The following is a 25,627-nucleotide window of genomic DNA, read 5'->3' on the forward strand; positions in this document are numbered from 1 at the left end:
TCTCCTTCAGGCAGGGGTTCAGCGGCGGTCGGGGTAGTTCAGGCCCCACTGATAGATCAGCTTGAACAGGCCCGAGAAGGCCATCGACAGGGCCAGGTACACCACGGCGACCACGATGTAGATTTCAAAGCTGCGGAAGGTCTGGGACTGCAGGTTGGCGGCCACCGAGGTGAGGTCGTCGGCCGAGATCACCGAGACCACGGCCGAGCTCAGCATCAGCAGGATGAACTGGCTGCACAGCGCGGGGTAGATGGCCTTGAGCGCGGGCTTGAGGATGACGAAACGGAAGATCTCCCAGCGCTTGAGGTTGAGCGCCAGGCCGGCCTCGATCTGGCCCTTGGGAATCGATTCGATGCCGGCCCGGATGATCTCCGTGGCGTAGGCGCCCAGGTTGACCACCATGGCGGTCAGGGCGGCGGTCTGGGGCGACCAGCGCAGGCCGATGGCCGGCAGTGCGAAAAAGAAGAAGAACAGCTGGACCAGGAAAGGCGTGTTGCGGATCAGCTCGATGTAGGTGTTGATTGCAAAACGCAGCGGCGCCGGGCCCGAGGTCTTGCCCCAGGCGCACAGGATGGCCAGCGCCAGGCCGATGGCCATGGCGGAAAACGACAGCTGGATGGTGACCCAGGTGCCCTGCAGAAGCAGAGGCCAGGCCGCAAAGACATCGCCGAATTGAAACGTGTAGTTCATCGCGCTCGGAGCTCGGGACAGACCGGAGGCAGGCCGCCGGTCGGGGCTGCAGACGCACGGTCGGCGTGCCGGAGGGCAGGTCGCCAGATGCGTCTGAAACCGGTTTCAGAGAGCTTCGCAGTCTACTGACGAGTTACCGGGAGGGTACTAGTAGAAACCCGAGGTTTCAGGGTTGTCCCGGGCCGATCTCCTGGGAAGAGGGCTCAGGCGAGGGGTTGCGACGAGCCGCGAACGATGAGGCTCCCTGGTAACTCGATGTGGCGGGCAGGCGACTGCAGCCCGCCGAGTCTTTCGATCAGGCAGCGTGCGGCCCGGCTGCCCAGATCGTCGGTCGGCTGGGCGATGGTGGTCAGCCCGGTGCCGATCAGCGCAGCCCACTCGGTCTCGTCGAATCCGACGAAGCCGAGCTCGCGGCCGAAGGACCAGCCCAGTTGCGCCATCGCCGCGGCCACACGCAGCGTGGTCACCGCATTGCCCGAAAGAATGGCGGCCGGGCGTGCACCGGCGCGCCGGCGCAGGGCCCGCAGCGCGTCGGCCAGAGCCTGGGGGCCCTCGTGATCGGCCGTGCTCTCGAACACCTGTCGCCGTGCCGCGGGCACGTCGGCCAGCACATCCGCATAGGCCGAGGCACGTTCGGCACGCGAGCTGACATGGCCATAGGGTTCGGTGACCAGCAGGAAGTCGGTGTAGCCGGCTTGCCGCAGGTGATCGAGGCCCAGCGAGACGGCCTGCCGGTTGTCGATGGAAATGAAGTCGGCGTTCAGCCCCGGGTGGCGGCGGTCGACCAGGACCACGGGTTTGCCGTGCAGGGCATCGTCGCGCCAGCTCTGCACGCTGGCGTCGACCCGGTTGAGGATGAGGCCGTCGACCTGGTAGGCGCTGAGCGCCTGCATGGCCGCTTGTTCGCGGCCGGCTTCGTTGCCCAGGTTGAAGAGCACCAGCAGGTAGCCGGCTTCCTGGCAGGCCTTTTCGGCGCCGCGCAGGACCGCGATGGAAAACGGATTGGTGATGTCGGCCACCACCAGCCCGACCAGGCGCGTGCGGCCGTGCTTGAGTCCCTGGGCCATGGCGCTGGGCTTGTAGGCCAGTTCGGCGATGGCCTGTTCGACACGCGCGGCGATGTCGCGCGTGAGCAGGTCGTCTCGCCGGTTGAGGAAACGCGAGACGGTGGCCTTGGAAACGCCGGCATGGCGAGCCACGTCGGCGATGGTGGCTCGGCCTCTTGTCTGCGGGAGGACGTCGCCGGGGGAGGGAGGAAGAGGATGCATGGCTTGCTGCGGTCTGCGCCGTATCGGGGGCTGGCTGAAACCAGTTTCAGTGCGCATGTTAGTCGGTGTGTGCCGGCTGTGGTGAGCTCGGACGACAACAATGTCGGCCCAGTCCTGCCGCCTGGGCGACACCGGGTTACACAGGATGGCCCGTGCACCCCGGCAGTTTCACAATGTCCAATGAAGAATCTAGGAGTACCCGACATGAGCAGCCGCCCCTGGCTCGATGCCTACCCGCCCAGCGTACCGGTCGAGATCGATGCCTCGCAGTACCGCTCGCTGGTGGAGTTGATGGCGGAAAGTTTCCAGCGTTTCAGCGACCGTGTCGCCTACAGCTACATGGGTCGAGACGTGACCTTCCGGGAAGTCGACGCGCAGAGCCAGGCGCTCGGTGCCTACCTGCAGAGCCTGGGTCTGAGCAAGGGCGATCGCGTGGCGCTGATGATGCCCAATGTGCCGCAGTATCCGGTCGCCGTGGCGGCGGTGCTGCGTGCCGGCCTGGTGGTGGTCAACGTCAACCCGCTGTACACCGCACGCGAGCTCGAGCATCAGCTCCGGGATTCGGGCGCCAAGGCCATCGTCATCGTCGAGAACTTCGCCGCGACGCTCGAACGCTGCCTGCGTGCCACGCCGGTGCGCCATGTGGTGCTTTGCAGCATGGGCGATCGGCTGGGCTGGCTCAAGGGCCACGTGGTGAACTACGTCGTGCGCAAGGTCAAGAAGCTGGTGCCAGCCTACGAGCTGCCGCAGGCCGTGCGCTTCAACGAAGCGCTGGCGCAGGGGTCGCGAAGCCTGCTCGACGGCCGGATGCAGCAACCCGACATCGGCTCGGACGACGTGGCGCTGCTGCAATACACGGGCGGCACCACCGGGGTGAGCAAGGGGGCCGTTCTGCTGCATCGCAACGTCATCGCCAACGTGCTGCAGTCCGAGGCCTGGAACGAACCGGCCATGCGCAAGGTGCCGTCCACCGAACAGCCGACCAGCGTATGCGCACTGCCGCTGTATCACATCTTCGCCTTCACGGTGAACATGATGATGTGCATGCGCACCGGGGGCAAGAACATCCTCATCCCCAACCCGCGCGATCTGGCCGGCACGCTCAAGGAGCTGTCGCGCCACACCTTCCACAGCTTTCCGGCCGTCAACACGCTCTTCAACGGCTTGCTCAACCATGCCGATTTCGAGACCGTCGACTGGAGCCACCTCAAGGTCTCGGTGGGCGGCGGCATGGCCGTCCAGGGGGCGGTGGCGCAGCGCTGGCTGGAGCGGACGGGCTGCCCGATCTGCGAGGGCTACGGTCTGTCCGAGACCAGTCCTTCGGCGAGCTGCAATCCGGTGACCAACACGGCCTATACCGGCACCATCGGCGTGCCGCTGCCCAGCACCGACATGAAGTGCGTGGACGACGAGGGGCGCGAGGTGCCGCTGGGCCAGCCCGGCGAGATCGTCATCAAGGGGCCGCAGGTGATGGCCGGCTACTGGCAGCGTCCCGACGAAACCGCCAAGGCGATGACCGCCGACGGTTATTTCCGCAGCGGCGACATCGGCATCATGGACGAACGCGGTTTTTTCCGCATCATCGACCGCAAGAAGGACATGATCCTGGTCAGCGGCTTCAACGTCTATCCCAACGAGGTGGAGGACGTGGTGGCCCTGCTGCCGGGTGTCGCGGAATGCGCGGCCGTGGGCGTGCCCGACGACAAGACCGGTGAAGTGGTCAAGCTGGTGGTGGTGCGCAAGGATGCCGGTCTCGACGAGGAGACCATCCGCCAGCATTGCAAGGCCAACCTGACGGCCTACAAGTGCCCGCGTGTCATCGAGTTCCGGCAGGAACTGCCGAAGACGCCCGTGGGCAAGATCCTGCGGCGCGAACTGCGCGAAGCGGCCGCAGGCTGAACGGCCGGCCGTCTGCACGGCGGCCGTTGCCGGAGGATGCTCAGAACACGCGGCCGATCAGGCGGTCGACGGCGTAGCGGCCCGAGCCGCGCACCAGGATCAGGAAGGTCATGGCCAGCCAGAGGATGGATTTCTCGGCGCCGGCCAGGCCCTGGCTCTTGACGATCCAGTGGAAGTAGACCGTGACCAGCAGGACGATGCTGGAGGCCAGTGCGGCCGGACGGGTCAGCAGGCCGATGGCCAGCAGGATGCCGCCGAAGAATTCGGTACCGGCGAGCAGCGGGGCCCAGATGAAGCCGGGGTAGAAGCCCAGGCCTTCGACCATGCCCACGAGGCTCATCGGATCCTGGATCTTGGTCCAGCCATGCGTGGCCAGCAGCACGCCGGCGATCACGCGCAGCAGGGTGTAGGCCACGTCATGCAGGCCGTTGTAGGCGGGGGCCAGCGCGGGCACGATGAGGCGGGGCTCGTTGGAGAGGGTGGATGGGGTCACAAGTCGGTCCTGTCGGTTGGGAAAAAGCCCGGAAACGGGCAGGCGCTGCAGTGTTCCAGACCGGCCGGCCGCTGTCTGTGCGCTAGCGCACACCGGACGGCGGGCCGGGCCCGCGCGGTCAGGCCCGGCGGTCGACCGCTGCCCCGTCGCGCAGCCATTCGGGTGGCAGTTGCGCGGGGTGGGCGATGGCGTAGACGTCGAGCGGCCGGTCGCGCCCCCGCACGGAGAGGCGCTGCGACGGCCCCGGTGCGGAGTAGATGCCGGCCGTGCGCATGGCCTTGTGGGACACCACCAGGCGCGCGGACGCCGCCTTGCTGTGGTCCTGCAGCCGGCTGGCGGTGTTGACCACCTCGCCCACGGCGGTGAAGGTGGTGGTGTCCAGGTAGCCGACCTCGCCCACGGCCGCCGAGCCGGCGTGCAGGCCCATGCCGAAATCCAGGACATGCCCGAACTGAAGACCGAACTCGTCGCGCCAGGCATCCATGCGCTGCTCGATGAGCGCGGCGGCACGCAGGGCCTGCCGGCAGGCCTGCGGCAGCGTGCCGTCCAAACCGAAGATGGCCATCACGCTGTCGCCGATGAACTGGTTGGGCACACCGCCCTGTTCCCGCACCGCGGCGCCGACCAGGGCGAAGTAGCGGTCGAGCACGTAGACCAGGTCCACCGGCCACTGGCCGTCGGACAGGTTGGACCAGCGGCGCAGGTCGACGAACAGGATGGCGACCTCGCGTTCGTGGCCGAGATGGCTGGCGGTGGCGGGCTCGACCGAGGCCGTGAACAGCGGTGTCACGCGCAGATCGCCTTCGGGACGCAACTGGCAGGCCAGGCGGACATCGTCCGGCGCCGCCACCCGGCGCAGGGTGCGCCGCTCGTCCACGCCGGCCGGCGGCAGGTGGGCTGCCGGGCCGTGCACCCGCACCCGGCAGGTCGAGCAGCGGGCGCGTCCGCCGCACAGCGACAGATGGGGCACGCCGTGGGCGCGGCTGGCCTCGAGCACGGTCCAGCCCTGCGGCACGCGGATGCGCCGCGAGCCATAGTCGAGGGTGAGCGTGCGGGCGCTGACCCACGGACCGGTGCGCAGCAGGCGGGCCAGCAGCACGGCGACCACCGCCAGCAAATAGGCCAGCCGGGCATCGGCGGTGCGGCCGGCATTGATCGCCGATTGTTCGGCCGTCGGGCTGTGCAGGGCCACGGCGCCGGTCCAGACGATCTCGCGGCCCATGGCCAGGAAACCCAGTGCGGCCAGCAGCGGCACCAGCACCATCGCCAGGGTCCAGGCCCATCGGATGCGGCGCCATGCCGCGTGCCGCCGCAGGGCCAGGTGCAGGCCGATGCAGCCGTGGACCCAGGCCGCCGTCATCAGTCCGAGCTGCAGCGCGGCGTCGCCCGGCGACCAGAGACCGGCGACCAGCCGCGTGTACGAGGCATCCAGGCCAAAGCTCTCGAGCGCCCAGCGGGTGCTGGTGACGTGGCCGATCAGCAGCAGCGGCATGGCGAAGCCCAGCAGCAGGCGGCAGGCCTCGATGGCCGGCATGCTCAGCGTGCGCCGCTCCCACAGGCCGTAGAAGGCCAGGGCGACGTGCACGGAGGCGGCGCCGTACAGCAGCACTGTGCCGACAGGACTGCGCCAGCCTCGGTGGACGACGCGCAGCATGGCTTCGGCCGCGTCGAGCGAGACCAGGCCCATGGCATGGTTGAGCAGGTGCAGCAGCACATAGGCCAGCAGCACCAGGCCGCTGTACCAGCGCCAGTCGCGGCGGGTGGGGATCCAGGAGAGTCGGGCTGGGGCTGTCATGGGGTCGGGTACATTCGCGCCTGAGGATACCCGCAAGGCGGGCGTGCTCCCGTTTTCTTCCAACCGCCCGAGTGTTTGTCCATGAACCTGCCGCCCGTCCGCTCCAGCCTGGCCCTGCGCCGCGTCGCTCTTCTGGAGGGGCTGTCCGCCGCACGTCTGGATGCACTGGCGCTGCAGTGCCACTGGCGCCATGTCGGGGCCGGCCAGCCGGTGCTGGCGCGCCAGGCCGACCGCGGCGATGTGTTTTTCCTGGCGGCCGGCCGGGTCCGAGTGACCACTTACGGCAGCAACGGCCGCCAGGTGACGTTTCGCGATCTGCAGGCGGGAGACTACTTCGGCGAACTGGCTGCGCTCGATGGACTGCAGCGCTCGGTCGACATCGTCACGCTCGAGGACAGCGTGCTGGCGGGCCTCGAGCGGCCGCATTTCCTGCAACTGCTCGACGACGAACCGCGGGTGGCGAGGCGTGTCATGCAGCGGCTGGCGTCGCTGGTGCGCCAGCTGTCGGAGCGGGTCGTCGAACTCAGCACCCTGGCCGTGCAGAACCGGCTGCACGGCGAGCTGCTGCGGCTCGCCCGCGAGGCCGGGGTGGCCGACAACCAAGCGGTCATCGACCCGGCGCCGCATCACGCCGAACTGGCAAGCCTCATCAGCACCAATCGCGAGCAGGTCACGCGCGAGCTCGGTGCCTTGCAGCGTGCGGGGCTGCTCGACAAGCAGGGACGCCGCCTGATCGTCTGCGATGTGGCGCGGCTGCAGCGCCTGGTCGACGAGGTGCGCTCAGGCGGTTGAAGCCCCGGCGCGGCGGCGGCCGGCTGGCACTATCATGGCGGCCATGATGACCCCTATCCTGTCTGTTGCGGTCGGCGGTGCGCTCGGCTCGGTGCTGCGTTATGCGATGGGCACGGCCATGACGGCGCACGCCGCAGCCGCCTGGGGCAGCCGGTTTCCGCTGGGTACGTTTGCCGTCAATCTGCTGGGCTCCCTGTTGATCGGCCTGGTCGCCGGCATGGCCGACAAGCACGCCGCGCTCTCGCCCGAACTGAGGCTCTTCCTGGTCACGGGCGTGCTGGGCGGCTACACCACTTTTTCGTCGTTCGGCCTCGAGACCGTGATGCTGCTCAAGGGCGGGCAGTGGGGCCTGGCCGCCGCCTATGTGCTGGGCAGCGTGGTGCTCGGGCTGGCGCTGGTGGCGCTGGGCTGGTGGCTCGCGGGACCCGCGGCCTGAGTCACACCGCAGAGTGGGGTTGCGAGGGGCTCAGCGCTGCAGCCATTCGGCCAGGGCCTGGGTGACGGCCTCGGGCTGTTCCAGCGTGCTCAGGTGGCCGGCATCGGGCACCTGCACCAGGGTCGAACCGGGGATGGCGCGCGCCATGCTGGCGTGGGCCAGGGGCGGGGTCAGCACGTCTTCGCGGCCGCACAGCACCAGCGTGGGGCAGGCGATGGCCGCCAGGCCGGGCCGGCTGTCGATGCGGGTCATGATGGCGGTCTGCTGGCGCACGAAGCCGTCGTAGCCGGTGTCGAGGGCCATGGTGGCGATGGTCGCCCGCAGCCCGGCATCGCCCTGGGCCGAGGCGCGCACGGCGCGTGGCAGGGTGGCCTCGACCACGGCGTCCGCCCCCTTTTCGCGCCACAGCGCCATCTGGGCGCGGCGGATGTCGCCGGCCTCCTCCGAGTCGGGGGCGGCCGTGGTGTCGAGCAATGCCAGGCGCTGCACGCGTTCGGGCGCCTGGCGCACGATTTCCAGGGCGATGTAGCCGCCCATCGACAGGCCGGCCAGGGCAAACCGGGGGAAGGGCGATTCCTGCAGGATGGCGCTGGCGATGGCGGCGATGCTGTCGTGGCGGGTGTGGTCGGGCACCCAGCAACTGGCGCGGCCGGCCAGTCCGGTGACCTGGTGGTGCCACAGCAGGGCATCGCACAGCAGGCCGGGCACCAGGATCAGGGGTTGAGCAGAAGACATGGCAATGACAGGCAAGGAGATGAGGAACGGGAAAGACCGGTGTAGGGTCGCCTGGGCACAACGGCCGGCGGCACAACCGTGCATTCTGGAGCGGTTGCACGGAATGTGCAGGCGTGCGGCGCAATGCCGGGCCATACTGTGCGGCATGGCACGCCGACGCGCTTCCCCCTCGACCCTGCTGCGCGCTTACCAGCGCAGTCTGCAGGCCATGGGGCGCGCCGTGGCCCGTGCCGGCAAGGCCGGCGCCCGGGCGCTCAAGAAAGCGGCACCGCCTGCCCGTCCCGCGGCGCGCCGTCCGGCACGGGCGCCTGCGCCCGCTCCGGCTGGCCGGACCGCAGCGGTCCGCCCGCCGGTGAAAGCCCGGGGCACCTGGTCCGAGGGCGTGACCGTGGGCGCGGCCGGTGCGCGGCGCTATCGGCTGTACCGGCCTGCGGGGCTGGCCGGGCAGGCCGTGCCTTTGCTGGTGATGCTGCACGGCTGCCGGCAGTCGGCGGCCGAGCTGGCGGCCGTGAGCCGCATGGACAGGCTGGCCGATCAGCAGGACTGGATGCTGCTGTTGCCCGAGCAGGATCGCCTGGCCCATCCTCAAGGCTGCTGGAACTGGTATGGGGTGCGGACGGGCCGGGCACAGGCCGAGGCGCAGACCCTGCTGGCGATGATCGAGCAGGTCGCTGCGCAACCGGGATGCGACCCGGACCGTGTGGCGTTGGCGGGATTGTCTGCCGGCGCGGGCATGGCCGCTCTGATGGCCGAGCGTGCGCCCGGCCGGTTCCGGGCGGTGGCCATGCATTCGGGCGTGGCACCGGGTGCCGCGCAGTCGCAGGCCACGGCACTGGCGGCCATGCAGGGCCGCCGCCAGCCCGTGCTGCAGGCTGGCCATGTTGCTCCAGGCGCTGCCGGACGGCTGCCGCCCTTGCTGGTGCTGCAGGGCCGGCGCGACGGCGTGGTGGCGGCCTCGAACGGCCGTGCGGCGGCCCAGGCCTGGGCCCATGCGATGGGTGCCTTGCCCGGTTTGCCGCGAACCGTGCAGCGGGGCAAGCGCCATGCCATGCACGTCACCGACTACCGCCTGGCCGGCCGTGCGGCCGTCACGCTGTGCGAGATCGACACGCTGGGCCACGCCTGGAGCGGAGGGGCGGCGGACCGGCCCTACAGCGACCCGGCCGGACCGGATGCGAGCCGTCTCATCGTCGCCTTCGCGCGGCGTCAGTTTGCCCGCGCACGGCCCGTCACAGACTGAAGATCTTGCCCGGATTGAGGATGTTCTTGGGGTCGAGCGCCTGCTTGATGGCCCGCATCATCGCGACCGAGCCTTCGCCCGTTTCGGTGGCCAGGAATCGCATCTTGTGCAGTCCGATGCCGTGCTCGCCCGTGCAGGTTCCGCCCATGGCGATGGCCCGCTCGACCAGGGTCTGGTTGAGGCGCTCGGCGCCTTCGCGCTGGGCGGGATCCGCAGGATCGATCAGGTAGCCCATGTGGAAGTTGCCGTCGCCCACATGGCCGACCATGAAGTACGGGATGCCGCTGGCATTGGCGTCGTCGATGGCCGCGCCCAGTGAATCGGCGAGCCGCGAGATGGGCACGCACACATCGGTGGTCACGGCGCGGGCACCGGGGATCGACTGCACACCCGCGAAATACGCGTTGTGCCGCGCAGTCCACAGGCGGGTGCGTTCTTCGGGCGTGGTGGCCCAGGCGAAGTCGTTGCCGCCGAGATCGGTGGCCAGTTCCTGCACCAGCTCGGCCTGTTCCTTGACGGCCGTGGGCGAGCCGTGGAACTCCATCAGCAGCATGGGCGATTCGGGCAGTTCGGTGTGCGAATGCCGGTTCACCAGCCGCACCGTGTTGGCATCCAGCAGTTCGCAGCGCGCGATGGGCACGCCCAGCTGAATGGTCTGGATCGTGGTCTGCACGGCCGCGTCGAGCGACGGAAACGAGCAGATGGCGGCCGAGACGGCTTCGGGCAGCGGATGGATGCGCAGCGTGATCTCGGTGATCACGCCCAGTGTGCCCTCGGCGCCGACGATCAGGCGTGTGAGGTCGTAGCCGGCGCTCGACTTCTTGGCGCGTGTACCGGTGCGGATGACTTCGCCGCTGGCCGCCACCACTTCGAGCGCCAGCACGTTTTCGCGCATCGTGCCGTAGCGCACGGCGTTGGTGCCCGAGGCCCGGGTCGAGGCCATGCCGCCGATGCTGGCGTCGGCGCCGGGATCGATCGGGAAAAAGAAACCATCGCTCTTGAGCACGTCGTTGAGCTGGCGGCGCGTGACGCCGGGTTGCACCGTCACCGTCAGGTCTTCGGGGTTGACCGACAGCACCTGGTCCATGCGGCTGAGATCCAGGCTGATGCCGCCCTGCACGGCCAGTAGCTGGCCTTCGATGGACGAACCCGCGCCGTACGGAATGACGGGCACGGCATGCTGGCCGGCCAGCTGCACGAGCCGCGAGACGTCGGCCGTGCTCTCGGCATACACCACGGCGGCGGGGGGCGGGACGTCGAACGAGGACTCGTCGCGGCCGTGCTGTTCGCGCACGGCTCGGGCGGTGCTGCAGCGGTCGCCGAACACGGTCTTCAGGGCGTCGATCAGGACATCGGGGACCTCGCGCGGTTGCACGTCGGGCACCAGGCTGTCGAGGGAGGAGGGGGCATTCATGAGGGAGTCTCCAGGGGGCGTGCGCGGCAGCGGGCAGGGAAGCGCGGGCCACTGCGGGACGCCGTAAAAGTCGCGGCCATTGTAGAGCCGACCGAACGGTTCACGTGCCCGGGTCTGCGCCGTGCCGGGTTGCACGCAGCACGTAAGATCGGACACAACGGGCCCGCGGCGGCCTGCAACAGGAGACGGCATTCATGAGCAAATCCTTGCGGTGGTCGGAGAAGTGGTTCCGTCGGGGCCTGTGGCTGGTGGCGTTGGTGTTTGCCTCGTTTCTGATCGGCCTGGGCAGCGCGGTGGTGGGCGATCTGCCACGGGTCGAGGAGCCCGTGCTGCGAGACGATTTCCTGGACCCGGCCGTGGCCGCGCCGCTGAAGCGGACCCTCGACGAAGGCGAGCTGGCCCAGCAACGGATCGACGACCGGCGCGAGCAGGCCGAGCTGCAGTTGCGTGCCGCCCAGCAGGCGACGCAGTCCGCCCGGCAGAGTTTCGCCGCCTGGATCGCCACCCGCGAGGCCACCGCACAGCCCAGCCAGGACACGGCACTGATCGAACGCACGCGTGCGCTGGATGCGCTGCAATCCGAGGAGCGCACGCGCAGCCAGCAAGTCCAGGCCCTGCGCCAGGAGGCGCTCGACACCCGGCAGGCGATGGCGGCCGCACAGCGCAGCCTGGCCACTGAAACCGAGGCCGCCGATGCGCGCTGGCTGACCGCCCGGCGGAGCGCCGAGCTGAGGGTCTTTCTGTACCGCCTGGCGCTGACCTTGCCCCTGCTGGGCCTGGCGGCCTGGCTTTTCGTGCGCAAGCGCCGCAGCACCTATTGGCCCTTCGTCTGGGGCTTCATCCTGTTCGCCGGCTTCACGTTCTTTGTCGAGCTGGTGCCATATCTGCCCAGCTACGGCGGTTATGTGCGCTCGGTCGTCGGCATCGTGCTCACGGTGGCGATCGGACGCCAGGCCATCGTGGCGCTCAACCGCTACATGCAACGCCAGCGGCAGGCCGAACGCATGCCCGATGCCCAGCGGCGCGAGGCGCTCGACTACGACAAGGCGCAGGCCCGGCTGGCCAAGGGCGTGTGCCCGGGTTGCGAGCGCTCGGTCGACCTCAAGGACGGCCGCACCGATTTCTGCCCGCACTGCGGCATGGGACTGTTCGATCGCTGCACGGCCTGCGCGGCCCGCAAGAGCACGTTTGCCGCTTATTGCCAGGCTTGCGGCTGCGCAGCGCCGGGCTCGACCGGGCGCGAGACGGCTGCTGGCGAAAGGGCCGAAACGGCAGCGGCCGCGCCGGCGGCCTAGGGCCGCGTCGCGGTCGCCGGGCATGTGGCGGGTCCCGGAGCAGATTCCGGTCGGGGGCGTTGCCCTCGGGCCACAGCTTCGCCCTTGCCGGCATGGGGGCCGAAAAAACCCGGATTCCGCCTGTCGAGGCGACGAGGCCCTCGTCCACGGAGGGGTCTTCCCGGGGCCTGCCCAGGGCCAGCGCCAGCCGGCGAGGTTGCAGCCGCACGCCTCTCGGCGGGATGCCATGTCGGGCACCGGCAGAGCCCATGCACAAAGAGCATAGGGTAAACCCTTGGGTTTCGAGAGGGTGGACTTATCCTTCAGTCCATGCCCTCCTGCATCGGTTGATGCGGGGCCCGACGCAGCCAACGAAGGCGTCGGGTCACGAAGGGCGAATGAATAAATAGGCGCTCGGCGCCACCCTCCAAAGGAATCCCATCATGTTCAACACCATCTGGAACCGGATCAGTACCACCGCCTCGTCGACTCGGACGGGCGAGCCCACGCAAGCCCAGCGGCTCATGGAAAACGCCGAGCGTTATGCCGGCCGTACCCCTGCCTACGCCTACGACCTGCGCCGTGCGGCACAGGCTCAACTGTTGCTCGACAGCTACGTCGCCTGATTGCCGAGGCAGCCGGCCTGCACGGGCCGGCTGAACGACGCCCGCAAGACCGCGGCCAGCCCAAAGGGGCTGGCCGCGGTCTTTTGCTTGGGAGGCGCCCGAAGCCTGGGCGCGGGGCCTTATTCCAGCGTGAAACCGGCCTTGATGGTGACCTGCCAATGGGCAATGCGGCCGTCTTCGATGTGGCCGCGGGTCTCGGTGACCTGGAACCACTGCAGGTTGCGCACGGTCTCGGACGCTTTTTCGATGGCGTTCTTGACCGCGTCGTCCGTACCCACGGTGGACGAGCCGGTCAGTTCGATGGTCTTGTAGGTGTGGCTGCTCATGTCGTTGCTCCTGAGGATGTGATCGAAACAAAGATCCCTTCGGGATCGCGCGGGCCCATGGCCTTGCGATGGCCTTTTCGGACCGGGTCTGGCGGTGTGCCGCGCCGGTCGAGCCCGTCCGTCTCATCATGCGGGAGCACGCGGACCCTGCCAACCGCCGGCAGGCCCTGTGCGCGTGTTTGCGCCTTTTTTACCGGTAGGCCGGGGGTCCGGCCTACAGGGCGCCGGTCTTCAATCCGGCTGGACGCGCGAACGCGCGCGCTTGACGTCGCCGCGCAGGGATTTGCCCTGCAGCCGGCGCTGCTGCGACCCCCGGGTGGGCCGGGTGGGCTTGCGCACGGTGGGCACGGCTGCCACGCTGTCGACCAGCGTCTGCAGACGCGCCAGGGCCTCGGTGCGATTGGATTCGAGGCTGCGGCTGCTCTGGGCCTTGATCACCACCACGCCCTGCGCGGTGATGCGCTGGTCGCGCACGGCCAGCAGGCGTTGCTTGACGTCGTCGGGCAAGCGGCTGGCCGAGATGTCGAACCGCAGGTGGATGGCGTTCGAAACCTTGTTGACGTTCTGCCCGCCGGCGCCCTGGGCACGAATGGCGGTCCAGGTCACATCTTCGGGCAGCACGCGCAGTGCATCGAGATGCAAAAGCAAGAAACGGGATGACGGGGGAGAGTCGCTCATGGCAGGATTGTGCAGATGACTCGCCACTCGCGCCACCCCGGTGCTTCGACATGACTGCAGAAACCGACTCCGCCGCGCCCGAACTGCGGCATATCTTCGACACCGCCCGCATGCGGCATCTGGCGGAAGAGACCGCCGCCGTGAGCACGGACTTCGATGCGCAGACCTTTCTGCATCTCACCACACACGATCTCGACGCGCTGTCGCTGATGCAGCGTCTGCGTCGGGTCGGCGAGGCGCTGCATGCCAGCCTGCCGCCCGCCGCCTACCGAAGCCGGCTCGATGTGCTGCGGGCCCTGGCACCGCGCATCAACAACCGGTTCGTGACCCTGGTGCTGCCCGAGTATGTGGCGCGTTACGGGCTCGACGATTTCGAGGCGTCCATGCAGGCCCTGCGGGATTTCACGGTCTACGGCTCGTCGGAGTTCGGCGTGCGGCCTTTCCTGCGGCAAGACCTGGCGCGCGGCATGCGTTTCATGCTGGACTGGTCGAGCGACGGAGACGAACACGTGCGGCGTCTGGCCAGCGAAGGCAGCCGCCCGCGCCTGCCGTGGTCGTTCCGGCTCGAGGCGCTGGTGGCCGATCCGGGCCCGACCCGGGCGCTGCTCGACAATCTGCGGGCCGACGACAGCCTGTATGTGCGCAAGTCGGTGGCCAACCATCTCAACGACATCGCCAAGGACCACGAGGACTATCTGCTGGCCTGGCTGCAGGAGTGGGCGGTGGGGGAGCGCAGCGTGTCGGATCCGCGCACCAACCGCACCGACTGGATCATCCGGCGTGGCCTGCGCACGCTCGTCAAGCGCGGCGACGCGCGGGCGCTGGCACTGCTGGGGGCCCATCCGGCGCCGCAAGTCCGTGTGGCGGCGGCCGAGGCGACGCCCTCGCACCTGGCGCTGGGCGAGCACCTGGGCCTGTCCCTGACGCTGGAGTCGACGGCAGCCGCAGGCAGTGCGCCACAACGCCTGGTGGTGGACTATGCCGTGCTGTACAGGCGCCGGGCGGATGCGCCCTCACGCAAGGTGTTCAAGCTCAAGACGGTGGACCTGGCTCCGGGGGAGCGGGTGACGCTGACGCGGCGCCAGCTTTTCAAGGCCTACACCACACGCACCCACTATGCCGGCCGCCACGGCGTCGAGTGGCTGATCAACGGCCAGTGCGTGGCGCAGGCGGCTTTCGACCTGACGGTCTGAGAGCCGGGGCCGATCGAGGCGCCAGTCTCTGCCGGCCGGCCGCTTACCAGCCGCCGCCCCAGCGGTCGTTGTAGCGGTCGTGGTAGCGCGGACCCCAGCCGGGGGGGCCGGGGTGGTAGTAGCCGGGCGACATGTAGACCGTCACAGGCGGCGGCGAGGCGTCGATGTAGACCGGCGGGCCCCGGCGCACGGTGCTGGTGGTCGTGACGGTGGTGGTGCCGGCCGGGTAGGTGCCGCCGGTGGTGGCGACCGAGCCGGCCGGACTGACCTGCAGCGGGATGTATTCGCCCGGGTCGTAGGCGAGCTGGGTCTGGTACTGGCGGCCGGCGTATTCGTAGACCACCTTGTAGGCCACGGTGCGTTCCTCGTAGCGGGTCTCGTTGTAGCAGCGGTCGACATCCTGCACGCGGGTGCCGCCGTTGCCTTCGACCCGGTTGCCCACCATCGCGCCACCCACCACACCGGCCATGGTGGCCGCGACACGGCCCGAACCATGGCCGACCGTGTTACCGAGCAGACCGCCCGCGATGGCCCCCACGATGGCGCCGGCACCCGAGCTCGGCTCGCGGCTGACGTAACGCTCGGGGCTGCAGACCTGGCTGGGCAGAGCCACCTGCTGGACGACCGGCGAGGTGGACAGCACGCGTCCGACGGGTTGGTCCTGGGCCTGGACCAAGCCGGCGCTCAGTGCGCCGCATGCGGCCAATGTGACCAGGAGGGCCTGGCGGTGCCAGGGCCGGCTGGCCTGGGCAAGGAGAGAGAAGGATGGACGATTCATGCTCATGGTGAACACCTCGGTGACGCACGGCAGGCGCCGTCCCCTGTGGGCGGGTCTGGTGACGATCTGCCATTTTGATGCCGTTGCCGCGGACGGGTTCCCTATCTTTACCGAGTCGATACGGCGGCCGGGCGGCCGATGTGACGGCTGAGCCACAGGGCTGGCGGCGCGACGAAGGCCGGTCTTACACGCCGCGCGCCCGGTCTGCGGCAAAACGCAGGCGGAATGCCCCGAATTGCCCGGCTTCGAGCGATTCGCGGACTTCGCGCATCAGGTTGAGGTAGTAGTGCAGGTTGTGGACGGTGGTGAGCATGGGGCCCAGCATCTCGCCGCAGCGGTCGAGATGGTGCAGGTAGGCGCGCGAGAAACCCTCGCGCCCGCCGTCGTCCCAGCTCACGCCCGATGCGCCGGCGCAGGCATGGCAGGTGCAGGTGGTGTCGATGGGCTGGGGATCGGCCTTGTGGCGTGCGTTGCGCAGCTTGAGGTCGCCGTAGCGCGTGAAGAGGGTGCCGTTGCGCGCGTTGCGGGTGGGCATCACGCAGTCGAACATGTCGACGCCCTCGGCCACGCCCTGCACCAGGTCTTCCGGCGTGCCGACGCCCATGAGGTAGCGGGGCTTGTGCGCGGGCAGGCGATGCGGGGTGTGGGCCATGATGTCGAGCATCTCGTCCTTGGGTTCGCCGACCGACACGCCGCCGACGGCGTAGCCCGGGAAATCCATCTCGACCAGGCGCTCGAGCGATTCCTGCCGCAGGTTCTTGAACATGCCGCCCTGCACGATGCCGAATAGGGCATTGGGGTTCTGCAGACGGTGGAACTCGTCCTGGCTGCGGCGCGCCCAGCGCAGGCTCATCTCCATGGACTTGCGGGCTTCGGCCTCGGTGGTGAGGTGGCCCTTGGTCTCGTAGGGGGTGCACTCGTCGAGCTGCATCACGATGTCGGAGTTCAGGACGGTCTGGATCTGCATGCTGACCTCGGGCGACATGAACAGCTTGTCGCCGTTGACCGGGCTGGAGAAGTGCACGCCTTCTTCGGTGATCTTGCGCATCGCGCCCAGGCTCCAGACCTGGAAGCCGCCGGAGTCGGTCAGGATGGGCTTGTCCCATTTCTCGAAGGCGTGCAGGCCGCCGAAGCTCTTCATGATGTCCAGGCCGGGGCGCATCCACAGGTGGAAGGTGTTGCCCAGGATGATCTGGGCGCCCATTTCGTGCAGGCTGCGCGGCATGACGCCCTTGACGGTGCCGTAGGTGCCGACGGGCATGAAGATGGGGGTCTGAACCACGCCGTGGTTGAGCGTGAGGGTGCCGCGGCGGGCGTGGCTGGACGGGTCGGTCTTGAGCAGGTCGAATTTCAGCATGGGAATCCGGGCGGTAGTTCTGTGGCGGGCCGGCCGGCCGCCCGTTGCGGGGGCATGCGGGCCGGCGAGGATCGGGGAAAAAAGGTCAGGGGGCGGTGCGCTGCAGCAGCATGGCATCGCCATAGCTGAAGAAGCGGTAGCGTTGGGCGATCGCATGGCGGTAGAGCGCCATCACATGGTCGTATCCCGCGAATGCGCTGACCAGCATCATCAGCGTGGACTTGGGCAGGTGGAAATTGGTGACCAGCACGTCGACCACCCGCCAGTCGAAACCGGGCGTGATAAAGATGTTGGTGTCGCCTTGCGCCGTCTCGGTCCGGGCCCACGATTCGAGTGCACGCACCGAGGTCGTGCCCACGGCCACCACGCGTCCGCCGCGCGCGCGGCAATCGGCGATGGCCTGTTGGGTGGCCGCGCTCACCTCGTAGCGCTCGAAGTGCATGTGGTGGTCGGCGATGCGGTCGACCTTGACCGGCTGGAAGGTGCCGGCGCCGACATGCAGCGTCACGTGGGCCTGATGGATGCCGCGGGCCTGCAGTGCGGCGAGCAGGCCTTCGTCGAAATGGAGCGCCGCAGTGGGTGCCGCCACGGCGCCGGGCGTCCGGGCGAACACCGTCTGGTAGCGCCGCTCGTCCTCGGCGTCGTCGGCATGTTCGATGTACGGCGGCAACGGCACGTGGCCGTGCAGCTCCATCAAGGTGTAGGCGTCGTCGCTCAGGGCAAAACGGAACAGCGGGCCGTCCTCGGTGGGCCAGCGGCCCAGCAGGGTGGCCGTGAAGGCCGGCTCGGCGGAGGCGCTGCCCACCATGTTCAACACGGTGCCGACGGGCGGTTTCTTGCTGACCTTGACGTGCGCCACGACCTCCCGGTTGAGGCCATGGGCTTCGCCGGGAAGCACCCGTTCGATCAGCAGCTCGACCTTGCCGCCCGTGGGCTTTTCGCCATAGAGCCGGGCCTTGACCACCTGGGTGTCGTTGAACACCAGCAGGTCGCCCGGCTGCAGCAGATCGGGCAGCTCGCGGAAGATGCGATCGACGGGAGAGCCGCCGGCGCGGCCGTCGAGCAGGCGCGAAGCGCTGCGTTCGGCTGCAGGGTGCTGAGCGATCAGTTCCGGCGGCAGTTCGAAGTCGAAATCGCCGACGGTGAAGGATCTGGCGGGAGAGGGGGTCTGGCCAGCGGGCCAGTTCGCATCGCGTGCGGATGCGTCAGAGACAGAAGTCGGCATGCCGTTGAGGGCCGGACGGGCCCGTTCCAAGGAAAAACGGCGGACTCGACGGTCACGGCGAAGCCGTACGGCAGGTCCGCAGGGTCAAAAGCCGACATTCTCCCAGAAACGGGGTGGATGCTGCCGCGGGGCCTGAGGATCCAATCTAATCTTCATCGGGGTTAATACCGAAACCCATCAAAGCTGGCCCAGTAAAAGCCATCTTTGATCCAGTTCTGGCCAAACTTCGGCCTTGGACGCCGCAACCGGGTCTGGCTAGCATGTCGTCACGTGTCCGATTACACACGGCCCAAGCGCCTCGCGCCAGCGGCCATCCAAGGAGACAACGGGTGCTCACCCCCTGGAACGATCTGTCCATGGCCGAACTGACGGTGCTCGAAACCGCGTTCTGGTCATCCCGCACCTCACGCCACGCGCTGGCGGGGTTGCTGGACTATTCCAAGAGCAAGGCCAACGCGACGGTGGCGGCCCTGATCGAGCGCGGCCTGCTGCAGGAGGCCGGCCTGCAGTCGTCCTCGGGCGGACGGCGGCCCGAGGGCCTGCGCCTGAGCGAACGCCTGGGTGTGGTGGCCGGGGTGGACCTGGGTGCGACCAGCGTCGATGTCGCCCTGATGGCGCCCGATCTGTCGATCCGCGCCCACCATGCCGAGGCCATCGACGTCCGGGCCGGCCCGGGTGTGGTGCTGCCGCGTGTGCGTGCCGTGCTGCGCGAACTGCTGGCCCGCCTGGGATTGGAGGCGCGCGACGTGATGGGAATCGGCATGGGCGTGCCGGGCCCGGTGGCGTTCGACCAGGGCATGCTGGTGGCGCCGCCGCTGATGCCACTGTGGGACGGCTTCTCGATTCGCGAAGATCTCCGCCAAGATTACACGGCGCCGGTCTTCATCGACAACGACGTCAACCTGATGGCGCTGGCCGAGCAATGGCGGCTGCGGCGCCAGCTGCCCGATTTCCTGGTGCTCAAGGTGGGCACGGGCATCGGCTGCGGCATCATCTGCCACGGGCAGGTGCACCGCGGGGCAACGGGTTCCGCCGGCGACGTGGGCCACATCTGTGTCGATCAGCAGGGTCCGATGTGCCATTGCGGCAATCGCGGCTGCGTCGAGGCCATGGCGGCCGGACCGGCCATTGCACGCCTGGCCGAAGAGGCGGCGCGCCAGGGCGACAGCGCGTTGCTGGCCGAGTGGTTCGAGCGCGACGGTCAATTGCTGCCCGAGCAGGTGGCGCAGGCCAGCCGGGCGGGCGACGCCACGGCCAGCGGCATCGTGCAGCGCGCAGGGGGCCTGATCGGACAGATGCTGGCCTCGCTGGTGAATTTCTTCAATCCGTCGCACGTGTTCATCGGCGGTGGCGTGACCAATGTCGGGCCGCTGTTCCTGGCGGCGGTTCGGCAAAGCGTCTATCAGCGCTCGCTGGCACTGTCCACGCGGCACCTGGAAATCCAGTTCTCGCCGCTGGGCGGGCACACGGGCGTGACGGGCGCAGGCGTGCTGGCGATGCAGGAAACGCTGCGCACAAGGGGGGTCGCGCCATGACGTTCATGTCTCATGCCGGCGTGCCGGTGCCCGACGCAGCCGAAGGCGGCTCCGGCCTGTCCGTGGTCTTCGACCAGGTCAGCAAGTCCTTCGGCCCCGTTCAAGTGCTGCACGAAGTGAGTTTCGAGCTGTCGCCGGGCAGGGTCTACGGCCTGCTGGGCGAAAACGGCGCGGGCAAGTCCACGCTGATGAAGATCCTGTCGGGTTATGAAAGGCCTTCGGCCGGCCGCCTGTCGATCGACGGCCAGCCGCGCGAATTCGCCTCGTCACGCGAGGCCGAGGCGCTGGGCGTGGTGCTGATCCATCAGGAGTTCAATCTCGCCGACGATCTGAGCGTGGCCGACAACATCTTTCTGGGCCGCGAGAAACGCAGGCACCGCTGGTTGCTCGACGATGCGGCGATGCAGGCCGAAGCGGCCCGCGTGCTGGCGCAGGTCGGCCTGTCGGTGGATCCGGCGGCCAAGGTGCGGCAACTGATCGTGGCCGAAAAACAGCTGGTGGAAATCGCCAAGGCGCTGTCGCGCCGCGCGCGCCTGCTGATCATGGACGAACCCACGGCTACGCTCACGCCCGGCGAGACCGAACGCCTGTTCGCGCTGATGGCGCGCCTGCGGGCCGACGGCGTGACCATCGTCTACATCTCGCACAAGCTCGATGAAGTCGAGCGCGTGACCGACGAGGTGATCGTGATGCGCGACGGGCGCTTCGTCACGCGGGCCGCGACGGCCTCGCTCACACGGCATGCCATGGCCAACCTGATGGTGGGACGCGAGCTGGCCGATATCTATCCGCCGCGCAGCGCCCGGCCACAGGGCCTGCAGCCCGCGCTGAAGGTGACGGGCTTCGACGTGCCGGGCTGGGCCCATGGCGCGGATTTCGAGGTGGCACCGGGCGAGATCCTCGGATTCGCAGGGCTGGTGGGGGCCGGACGAACCGAGCTGTTCGAAGGCATCCTGGGTCTGCGGCCCGGGCATGGACAGGTGGCGCTGGCGGGGCAGCCGGTGCGGCTGCGCAGTCCGCGCGACGCCGCCCGCCATGGGCTCACCTACCTGAGCGAAGACCGCAAGGGCAAGGGCCTGCACGTGGATTTCGCATTGCGGCCGAACCTCACGCTGATGTCGCTGCAGCAGTATGCGCGGCCGCTGCTCGACCTAGCGGCCGAGGAGCGGGCGCTGACCTCGGCGGTGCAGGAACACGGCATCCGTACCGGGTCGGTGCATGTGCGGGCCTCGGCGCTGTCGGGCGGCAACCAGCAAAAGCTGGCGCTGGCCAAGGTGCTGCAGCCCGAGCCGCGCGTGGTGGTGCTCGACGAACCGACGCGCGGCGTCGACGTCGGGGCCAAGCGCGACATTTATTTCATGATCCAGCGACTGGCCCAGCAGGGGCTGGCGGTGGTGGTGATCTCGTCGGAACTGATGGAGCTGATCGGCCTGTGCCACCGCGTCGCGGTGATGCGCGGGGGGCGCCTGGTGGCCCGGCTGGACGCCGACGGATTGACGGAAGAGGAGTTGATTGCCCATGCAACCGGAACAACAGGTGCGAGCTGACATGACCCCTGCCAACGAATCCTCGCAGCACGCCGCTGCCCTGCGCAGCGAGGCGCGCGCGCGCCGCATGGAGCGCTTCTACAGCCTGGGCCCCGTGGTCGGGCTGGTGCTGCTGTGCCTGGCGGCGACCGCGCTCAACAGCGACTTCGCCACGCTCGACAACGTGATGAACGTGCTCACGCGCACCGCCTTCATCGGCATCATCGCGGTGGGCATGTGTTTTGTCATCATCTCGGGCGGCATCGACCTGTCGGTGGGCTCGATGGCCGCGCTGATTGCCGGCGCGGTGATCATGTTCATCAACAGTGCGAGTCCGGCGCTGGGCTCGCCGCTGCTGGCCGTGGTGCTGGGGGCGGGCTTGGCGGTGCTGCTCGGTGCGGTGTTCGGCACGGCGCACGGGTTGCTGGTGGCCAAGGGCCGCATCGAGCCTTTCATCGTGACGCTGGGCACGCTCGGCATCTACCGCGCCTACCTCACCTACTTTGCTGACGGCGGCGCGCTGACGCTCGACAACGACCTGGCCGACCTGTACAGCCCCGTCTACTACGCCAACTGGCTGGGCGTGCCCGTGCCGGTGTGGGTCTTTCTGGCGGTGGCGCTGGCGGGCGCGCTCATACTCAATCGCACGGCCTATGGCCGGTATGTGCAGGCGATCGGCTCGAACGAGCAGGTGGCGCGTTATGCGGCGGTGGATGTCGACCGCGTCAAGATCCTGACCTACATGCTGCTGGGCGTGTGCGTGGGCATCGCCACGCTGCTGTATGTGCCGCGCCTGGGCTCGGCCTCGCCCACCACGGGGCTGCTGTGGGAGCTCGAGGCGATCGCCGCCGTGATCGTGGGCGGCACGGCGCTGCGCGGCGGCGCCGGCACCATCACGGGCACGGTGGTCGGGGCGATCCTGCTGTCGGTGATCAGCAACGTGCTCAACCTCACCAGCATCATCAGCGTGTACCTCAACGCAGCCGTCCAGGGCTTCGTGATCATCATCGTGGCGTTCCTGCAGCGGGGTCGGCGCTGAACCCGCGCCCCGCCTTGCATTTCATGGCTATCGGTTCAGCACCCTCGACACAAGGAGACAAGACATGACCCGTTTCAATCGCCGCGCCACGTTGCGCACGCTGGCCTTCGCCAGTGCCCTGCTGGCTGCCGGCGTCCAGGTTCAGGCCGCCGAACCGGTCCGCCTGGGCGTGTCCATTCCGGCCGCCACGCACAGCTTCATGGGCGGCATCAACTACTGGGCCAACCAGGCCAAGAAGGACCTGGAAAAGGAACACAAGGATCTGAAGATCACCATCCGTACGGCCGCCAACGCGCCCGAGCAGGCCAATCAGCTGCAGGATCTGTCGACCGTGACACGCATCAATGCGCTGGTGATCTTCCCGTTCGAATCGGCGGCGCTCACGCGACCCGTGCAGCAGGTGAAATCCAAGGGCGTGTATGTGACGGTGGTCGACCGCGGCCTGAGCGACACCAGCGCGCAGGACGCCTACGTGGCCGGCGACAACACCGCGTTCGGCCGCATTCCCGCCGAATACATCGTGCAGAAGCTGGGCGGCAAGGGCAATGTGGTGGCGCTGCGCGGCATTCCCACCACGCTGGACAACGAACGCTGGGAGGCCTTCAATGCCGTGCTCAAGCAGAACCCGGGCGTGCAGCTGCTGGATGCGAAATACGCCAACTGGAACCGGGACGATGCCTTCAAGGTGACGCAGGACTACCTCACGCGCTTCAAGGACATCGACGCGATCTGGGCCGCCGACGACGACATGGCCGTGGGCGTGCTGCGGGCCATCGACCAGGCCAAGCGCACCGACATCAAGGTGGTCTTCGGCGGTGCCGGCGCCAAGAGCATGGTCAAGACCATCATGGACGGCAAGGACCCGCGGATCCAGGCCAACGTGTCGTATTCGCCCAAGTTCATCTACGACGCCATCAAGCTCACCGCCGAGGCCCGGCTGAAGGGCGAGAAGCTGCCGGCCACGACCATCGTGCCCTCGGTGCTGATCACGCCCCAGAACGCCAAGGACTTCTACCACCCCGATTCGCCGTTCTGATCCTGTCCGGTAAACGGGCATGCAACCTTTCAGGACAGCATGCCCGGTTTGTTCGCCGGCCTGGAGGAACGGGTCGGCATGTCGCTTCATTGGGTTGTGCCTATGTCCAGACCGATCACCCTGTTCACCGGCCAGTGGGCCGATCTGCCCTTGCAGGAGCTGGCGCCGCTGGCCCGCCGCATGGGGTACGACGGCCTGGAGCTGGCATGCTCCGGCGATCATTTCGATGTGCAGAAGGCGCTGGCCGACGCCGGTTATGCACGCCGCCAGCGCGAGCTGCTGGCCGACCACGGGTTGCAGTGCCATGCCATCAGCAACCATCTCGTGGGCCAGGCCGTGTGCGACCTGATCGACGAGCGGCACCGCGCCATCCTGCCCGACCATGTCTGGGGCGACGGCGATCCGGAGGGTGTGCGCCGGCGTGCCGCGCGTGAACTGGCCGACACGGCGGCGGCTGCGGCGCGCCTGGGTGTCGGCACGGTCACGGGTTTCACCGGTTCGTCGATCTGGCACACGGCCTATGCCTTTCCGCCGACTTCGCAGGCCTATTGGGATCGCGGCTTCGAGGATTTCGGCCGGCGTTTCCAGCCGATTCTCGAAAGCTTCGAGACCCACGGCGTCAATTTCGCGCTCGAGGTGCATCCCACCGAGATCGCCTTCGATGCCGCCACGTCGGCGCGTGCGCTCGAGGCCGTGGGGCAGCACCGCCGCTTCGGCTTCAACTACGACCCCAGCCACCTGGCCTACCAGGGCGTCGACTACGTGGCCTTCCTGCGCCGGTTCGCCGACCGCATCTATCACGTGCACATGAAGGACGTCTGGTGGGGCCGCGGCGACGGCAGCGTCGGTATCTTCGGCGGGCACACCAGCTTTGGCGACGCCCGCCGGCACTGGGATTTCCGCAGCGTGGGCCGCGGCCTGGTGGACTTCGAGTCGATCGCCGTGGCGCTCAACGACATCGGCTATGCCGGGCCGCTGAGCGTGGAGTGGGAAGACAGCCGCATGGACCGGGTGCACGGGGCCAGCGAAAGCGCGGCATTCTGCCGGCAGCTGGATTTCCCGCCTGCGCAGGGCGCTTTCGACGCCGTCTTCGACAGAAAGAAACAAGCATCATGAAACGACTGAGGTATGCCATGGTCGGCGGTGGGCTGGGCGCGTTCGTCGGCGCCATCCACCGCCATGCGGCAGCGCTCGACGGCCAGATCGAACTGGTGGCCGGCGCCTTGTCGTCGACGTCCGAGCGGGCACGCGAATCGGGTGCCGCGCTGGGACTGGAGCCGGCACGCACGCATGCCCGCTGGCAGGATCTGCTCGACGACGAGCTGCGCCGGCCGGCCGACGAACGCATCGACTTCGTGACGGTGGTGACGCCCAACGACCTGCATTTCGACGTCGCGCATGCCTTTGCGCAGGCCGGCATCCATGTGGTCTGCGACAAGCCGCTGGTCCACGACAGCGGACAGGCCAGCCAGTTGCGCGAAGCGGTGCTGCGCAGCGGCGTGCTGTTTGCGGTGACCTACAACTACAGCGGTTATCCCATGGTTCGGCAGGCGCGCGAGATGGTGAAGGCCGGCGCCATCGGCACGGTGCGCAAGGTGGTCGTCGAATACCACCAGGGCTGGCTGGCGACGAAGATCGAGGCCGACCGCAACAAGCAGGCCAGTTGGCGCACCGACCCCGCGCGCAGCGGCCTGGCGGGCGCGCTGGGCGACATCGGCTCGCACGCCGAGAACCTGGTGCACAGCGTGACGGGTCTGGAAATCGAGCAGATCTGCGCCGACCTCGATGCGGTGGTCGCCGGCCGCGCGCTCGACGACGACGGCAGCGTGCTGCTGCGTTACCAGGGCGGTGCGCGGGGTGCGCTGCTGGCCACGCAGGTCGCGACCGGCTACGAGAACGACATCCGGCTGCGGGTCTCGGGCACGCTCGGCTCGCTGGAGTGGCGGCAGGAAGACCCCAACATCCTGCACCACCTGCCGCTCGATGCGCCGCGGCAGATGCTGACGCGCCACAGTCCATGGCTGCATCCCCATGCCATCGCCGCGTCGCGCCTGCCGCCCGGCCATCCCGAAGGCTTTCTCGAGGCCTTCGCCAACATCTACCTGGGCGTGGCGCAGGATCTTCGGGCGCGCCGGGACGGTGTCGCACTGACCCCGGGGCAGGGCGATTACCCCACGCTCGAGGACGGCGCCCGCGGCGTGCGTTTCATCGAGCGGGCGGTGCTGTCGGCGCGCAGCCGGGAGAAATGGACGGCGTTCTGAACCGGCGCCGC

General features: G+C 68.6%; 24 protein-coding genes. 13 read left to right on the forward strand and 11 right to left on the reverse strand.

The window, feature by feature from the left end; translation table 11 throughout:
* Positions 1-18: 18 nt before the first annotated feature.
* The gene (locus EC845_RS13760; RefSeq protein WP_123298670.1) at positions 19-690 is read right to left on the reverse strand and encodes an amino acid ABC transporter permease; all 672 of its coding nucleotides are present in this window, start codon (positions 688-690) and stop codon (positions 19-21) included.
* 203 nt (positions 691-893) lie between these two features.
* Positions 894-1,958 carry a LacI family DNA-binding transcriptional regulator gene (locus EC845_RS13765; RefSeq protein WP_123298671.1) on the reverse strand — a complete coding sequence of 355 codons (1,065 nt, stop codon included), beginning with the start codon at positions 1,956-1,958 and terminating at the stop codon, positions 894-896.
* A gap of 204 nt (positions 1,959-2,162) precedes the next feature.
* Here EC845_RS13765 and EC845_RS13770 point away from each other — a divergent pair, with 204 nt between their 5' ends.
* Entirely contained in the window at positions 2,163-3,857 is a 1,695-nt protein-coding gene (locus EC845_RS13770; RefSeq protein ID WP_123298672.1) for a long-chain-fatty-acid--CoA ligase, read from the forward strand.
* 40 nt (positions 3,858-3,897) lie between these two features.
* Here EC845_RS13770 and EC845_RS13775 read toward each other — a convergent pair whose 3' ends face one another.
* Positions 3,898-4,350 (reverse strand): DoxX family protein, encoded by a 453-nt coding sequence (locus EC845_RS13775; RefSeq protein ID WP_123298673.1) that lies wholly within the window; start codon positions 4,348-4,350, stop codon positions 3,898-3,900.
* Positions 4,351-4,468: 118 nt separating this feature from the next.
* On the reverse strand, positions 4,469-6,145 hold the full coding sequence (locus EC845_RS13780) for an adenylate/guanylate cyclase domain-containing protein (protein WP_123298674.1): 1,677 nt from the start codon (positions 6,143-6,145) through the stop codon (positions 4,469-4,471).
* Positions 6,146-6,226: 81 nt separating this feature from the next.
* Between EC845_RS13780 and EC845_RS13785 the strand changes: the two genes are divergently transcribed.
* Together EC845_RS13785 and crcB are read left to right on the forward strand one after the other, a co-directional pair.
* Positions 6,227-6,937 carry a Crp/Fnr family transcriptional regulator gene (locus tag EC845_RS13785; protein ID WP_123298675.1) on the forward strand — a complete coding sequence of 237 codons (711 nt, stop codon included), beginning with the start codon at positions 6,227-6,229 and terminating at the stop codon, positions 6,935-6,937.
* Positions 6,938-6,980: 43 nt separating this feature from the next.
* Complete coding sequence (gene crcB / locus EC845_RS13790; RefSeq protein WP_199739802.1) at positions 6,981-7,373, forward strand: fluoride efflux transporter CrcB; 393 nt, start codon at positions 6,981-6,983, stop codon at positions 7,371-7,373.
* 30 nt (positions 7,374-7,403) lie between these two features.
* Here crcB and EC845_RS13795 read toward each other — a convergent pair whose 3' ends face one another.
* The gene (locus tag EC845_RS13795; protein WP_123298850.1) at positions 7,404-8,108 is read right to left on the reverse strand and encodes an alpha/beta fold hydrolase; all 705 of its coding nucleotides are present in this window, start codon (positions 8,106-8,108) and stop codon (positions 7,404-7,406) included.
* Between the two features lie 145 nt (positions 8,109-8,253).
* Here EC845_RS13795 and EC845_RS13800 point away from each other — a divergent pair, with 145 nt between their 5' ends.
* Complete coding sequence (locus EC845_RS13800) at positions 8,254-9,348, forward strand: PHB depolymerase family esterase (RefSeq protein ID WP_123298676.1); 1,095 nt, start codon at positions 8,254-8,256, stop codon at positions 9,346-9,348.
* Here the strand turns inward: EC845_RS13800 and EC845_RS13805 are convergent.
* Positions 9,338-10,762, reverse strand: a complete 1,425-nt coding sequence (locus EC845_RS13805; protein WP_123298677.1) for an FAD-binding oxidoreductase — start codon at positions 10,760-10,762, stop codon at positions 9,338-9,340. The genes EC845_RS13800 and EC845_RS13805 overlap by 11 nt on opposite strands.
* Before the next feature lie 194 nt (positions 10,763-10,956).
* On the opposite strand from EC845_RS13805, the gene EC845_RS13810 reads away from it, so the two are divergent.
* Together EC845_RS13810 and EC845_RS13815 are read left to right on the forward strand one after the other, a co-directional pair.
* Positions 10,957-12,057, forward strand: coding sequence for a zinc ribbon domain-containing protein (locus EC845_RS13810; RefSeq protein WP_123298678.1), 1,101 nt, complete (start codon positions 10,957-10,959; stop codon positions 12,055-12,057).
* Positions 12,058-12,479: 422 nt separating this feature from the next.
* On the forward strand, positions 12,480-12,662 hold the full coding sequence (locus EC845_RS13815) for a hypothetical protein (protein ID WP_123298679.1): 183 nt from the start codon (positions 12,480-12,482) through the stop codon (positions 12,660-12,662).
* A gap of 119 nt (positions 12,663-12,781) precedes the next feature.
* On the opposite strand, the gene EC845_RS13820 is transcribed toward EC845_RS13815, so the two are convergent.
* Positions 12,782-12,988 carry a dodecin gene (locus EC845_RS13820; protein WP_123298680.1) on the reverse strand — a complete coding sequence of 69 codons (207 nt, stop codon included), beginning with the start codon at positions 12,986-12,988 and terminating at the stop codon, positions 12,782-12,784.
* Positions 12,989-13,219: 231 nt separating this feature from the next.
* On the reverse strand, positions 13,220-13,666 hold the full coding sequence (gene arfB, locus EC845_RS13825) for an alternative ribosome rescue aminoacyl-tRNA hydrolase ArfB (RefSeq protein ID WP_123298681.1): 447 nt from the start codon (positions 13,664-13,666) through the stop codon (positions 13,220-13,222).
* A 50-nt stretch (positions 13,667-13,716) separates the two neighbouring features.
* On the opposite strand from arfB, the gene EC845_RS13830 reads away from it, so the two are divergent.
* A complete protein-coding gene (locus EC845_RS13830) occupies positions 13,717-14,859 on the forward strand; it encodes a DNA alkylation repair protein (RefSeq protein WP_123298682.1) in 1,143 nt (380 codons plus the stop codon).
* A 43-nt stretch (positions 14,860-14,902) separates the two neighbouring features.
* On the opposite strand, the gene EC845_RS13835 is transcribed toward EC845_RS13830, so the two are convergent.
* From EC845_RS13835 to queA, 3 genes are all read right to left on the reverse strand, one after another.
* Entirely contained in the window at positions 14,903-15,643 is a 741-nt protein-coding gene (locus EC845_RS13835; protein WP_123298683.1) for a glycine zipper 2TM domain-containing protein, read from the reverse strand.
* A gap of 178 nt (positions 15,644-15,821) precedes the next feature.
* Positions 15,822-16,994: a tRNA guanosine(34) transglycosylase Tgt gene (gene tgt, locus EC845_RS13840; RefSeq protein WP_123298684.1), complete on the reverse strand. Its 1,173-nt coding sequence runs from the start codon at positions 16,992-16,994 to the stop codon at positions 15,822-15,824.
* 85 nt (positions 16,995-17,079) lie between these two features.
* Positions 17,080-18,219, reverse strand: coding sequence for a tRNA preQ1(34) S-adenosylmethionine ribosyltransferase-isomerase QueA (queA, locus tag EC845_RS13845; protein ID WP_123298851.1), 1,140 nt, complete (start codon positions 18,217-18,219; stop codon positions 17,080-17,082).
* Between the two features lie 329 nt (positions 18,220-18,548).
* Between queA and EC845_RS13850 the strand changes: the two genes are divergently transcribed.
* The 6 genes from EC845_RS13850 to EC845_RS13875 all read left to right on the forward strand — a co-directional run bounded on the left by EC845_RS13850 (position 18,549) and on the right by EC845_RS13875 (position 25,616).
* Complete coding sequence (locus tag EC845_RS13850) at positions 18,549-19,754, forward strand: ROK family protein (RefSeq protein ID WP_370451316.1); 1,206 nt, start codon at positions 18,549-18,551, stop codon at positions 19,752-19,754.
* 5 nt (positions 19,755-19,759) lie between these two features.
* Complete coding sequence (locus EC845_RS13855) at positions 19,760-21,301, forward strand: sugar ABC transporter ATP-binding protein (RefSeq protein WP_123298853.1); 1,542 nt, start codon at positions 19,760-19,762, stop codon at positions 21,299-21,301.
* Between the two features lie 67 nt (positions 21,302-21,368).
* Positions 21,369-22,319, forward strand: a complete 951-nt coding sequence (locus tag EC845_RS13860; protein WP_233598087.1) for an ABC transporter permease — start codon at positions 21,369-21,371, stop codon at positions 22,317-22,319.
* Between the two features lie 64 nt (positions 22,320-22,383).
* Positions 22,384-23,355 (forward strand): substrate-binding domain-containing protein, encoded by a 972-nt coding sequence (locus EC845_RS13865; RefSeq protein ID WP_123298686.1) that lies wholly within the window; start codon positions 22,384-22,386, stop codon positions 23,353-23,355.
* A gap of 102 nt (positions 23,356-23,457) precedes the next feature.
* Positions 23,458-24,471: a sugar phosphate isomerase/epimerase gene (locus EC845_RS13870; RefSeq protein WP_123298854.1), complete on the forward strand. Its 1,014-nt coding sequence runs from the start codon at positions 23,458-23,460 to the stop codon at positions 24,469-24,471.
* On the forward strand, positions 24,468-25,616 hold the full coding sequence (locus EC845_RS13875) for a Gfo/Idh/MocA family protein (protein WP_233598063.1): 1,149 nt from the start codon (positions 24,468-24,470) through the stop codon (positions 25,614-25,616). Before EC845_RS13870 ends, EC845_RS13875 begins: the two co-directional genes overlap by 4 nt.
* Positions 25,617-25,627 lie beyond the last annotated feature (11 nt).

This window comes from Comamonas sp. BIGb0124 (assembly GCF_003752175.1).
In the GTDB taxonomy this organism is placed as follows: Bacteria; Pseudomonadota; Gammaproteobacteria; order Burkholderiales; family Burkholderiaceae_C; genus Comamonas_F.

Coding starts and splice junctions, on each gene's coding strand:
- EC845_RS13770 (WP_123298672.1), top strand. CDS start 2,163: ATGAGCAGCCGCCCCTGGCTCGATGCCTACCCGCCCAGCGTACCGGTC.
- EC845_RS13875 (WP_233598063.1), top strand. CDS start 24,468: ATGAAACGACTGAGGTATGCCATGGTCGGCGGTGGGCTGGGCGCGTTC.
- EC845_RS13865 (WP_123298686.1), top strand. CDS start 22,384: ATGACCCGTTTCAATCGCCGCGCCACGTTGCGCACGCTGGCCTTCGCC.
- tgt (WP_123298684.1), bottom strand. CDS start 16,994: ATGCTGAAATTCGACCTGCTCAAGACCGACCCGTCCAGCCACGCCCGC.
- EC845_RS13855 (WP_123298853.1), top strand. CDS start 19,760: ATGTCTCATGCCGGCGTGCCGGTGCCCGACGCAGCCGAAGGCGGCTCC.
- EC845_RS13810 (WP_123298678.1), top strand. CDS start 10,957: ATGAGCAAATCCTTGCGGTGGTCGGAGAAGTGGTTCCGTCGGGGCCTG.
- arfB (WP_123298681.1), bottom strand. CDS start 13,666: ATGAGCGACTCTCCCCCGTCATCCCGTTTCTTGCTTTTGCATCTCGAT.
- EC845_RS13860 (WP_233598087.1), top strand. CDS start 21,369: ATGGAGCGCTTCTACAGCCTGGGCCCCGTGGTCGGGCTGGTGCTGCTG.
- EC845_RS13785 (WP_123298675.1), top strand. CDS start 6,227: ATGAACCTGCCGCCCGTCCGCTCCAGCCTGGCCCTGCGCCGCGTCGCT.
- EC845_RS13760 (WP_123298670.1), bottom strand. CDS start 690: ATGAACTACACGTTTCAATTCGGCGATGTCTTTGCGGCCTGGCCTCTG.
- EC845_RS13795 (WP_123298850.1), bottom strand. CDS start 8,108: ATGTCTTCTGCTCAACCCCTGATCCTGGTGCCCGGCCTGCTGTGCGAT.
- EC845_RS13765 (WP_123298671.1), bottom strand. CDS start 1,958: ATGCATCCTCTTCCTCCCTCCCCCGGCGACGTCCTCCCGCAGACAAGA.
- EC845_RS13780 (WP_123298674.1), bottom strand. CDS start 6,145: ATGACAGCCCCAGCCCGACTCTCCTGGATCCCCACCCGCCGCGACTGG.
- EC845_RS13835 (WP_123298683.1), bottom strand. CDS start 15,643: ATGAGCATGAATCGTCCATCCTTCTCTCTCCTTGCCCAGGCCAGCCGG.
- EC845_RS13805 (WP_123298677.1), bottom strand. CDS start 10,762: ATGAATGCCCCCTCCTCCCTCGACAGCCTGGTGCCCGACGTGCAACCG.
- EC845_RS13870 (WP_123298854.1), top strand. CDS start 23,458: ATGTCCAGACCGATCACCCTGTTCACCGGCCAGTGGGCCGATCTGCCC.
- EC845_RS13820 (WP_123298680.1), bottom strand. CDS start 12,988: ATGAGCAGCCACACCTACAAGACCATCGAACTGACCGGCTCGTCCACC.
- EC845_RS13800 (WP_123298676.1), top strand. CDS start 8,254: ATGGCACGCCGACGCGCTTCCCCCTCGACCCTGCTGCGCGCTTACCAG.
- EC845_RS13830 (WP_123298682.1), top strand. CDS start 13,717: ATGACTGCAGAAACCGACTCCGCCGCGCCCGAACTGCGGCATATCTTC.
- queA (WP_123298851.1), bottom strand. CDS start 18,219: ATGCCGACTTCTGTCTCTGACGCATCCGCACGCGATGCGAACTGGCCC.
- crcB (WP_199739802.1), top strand. CDS start 6,981: ATGATGACCCCTATCCTGTCTGTTGCGGTCGGCGGTGCGCTCGGCTCG.
- EC845_RS13815 (WP_123298679.1), top strand. CDS start 12,480: ATGTTCAACACCATCTGGAACCGGATCAGTACCACCGCCTCGTCGACT.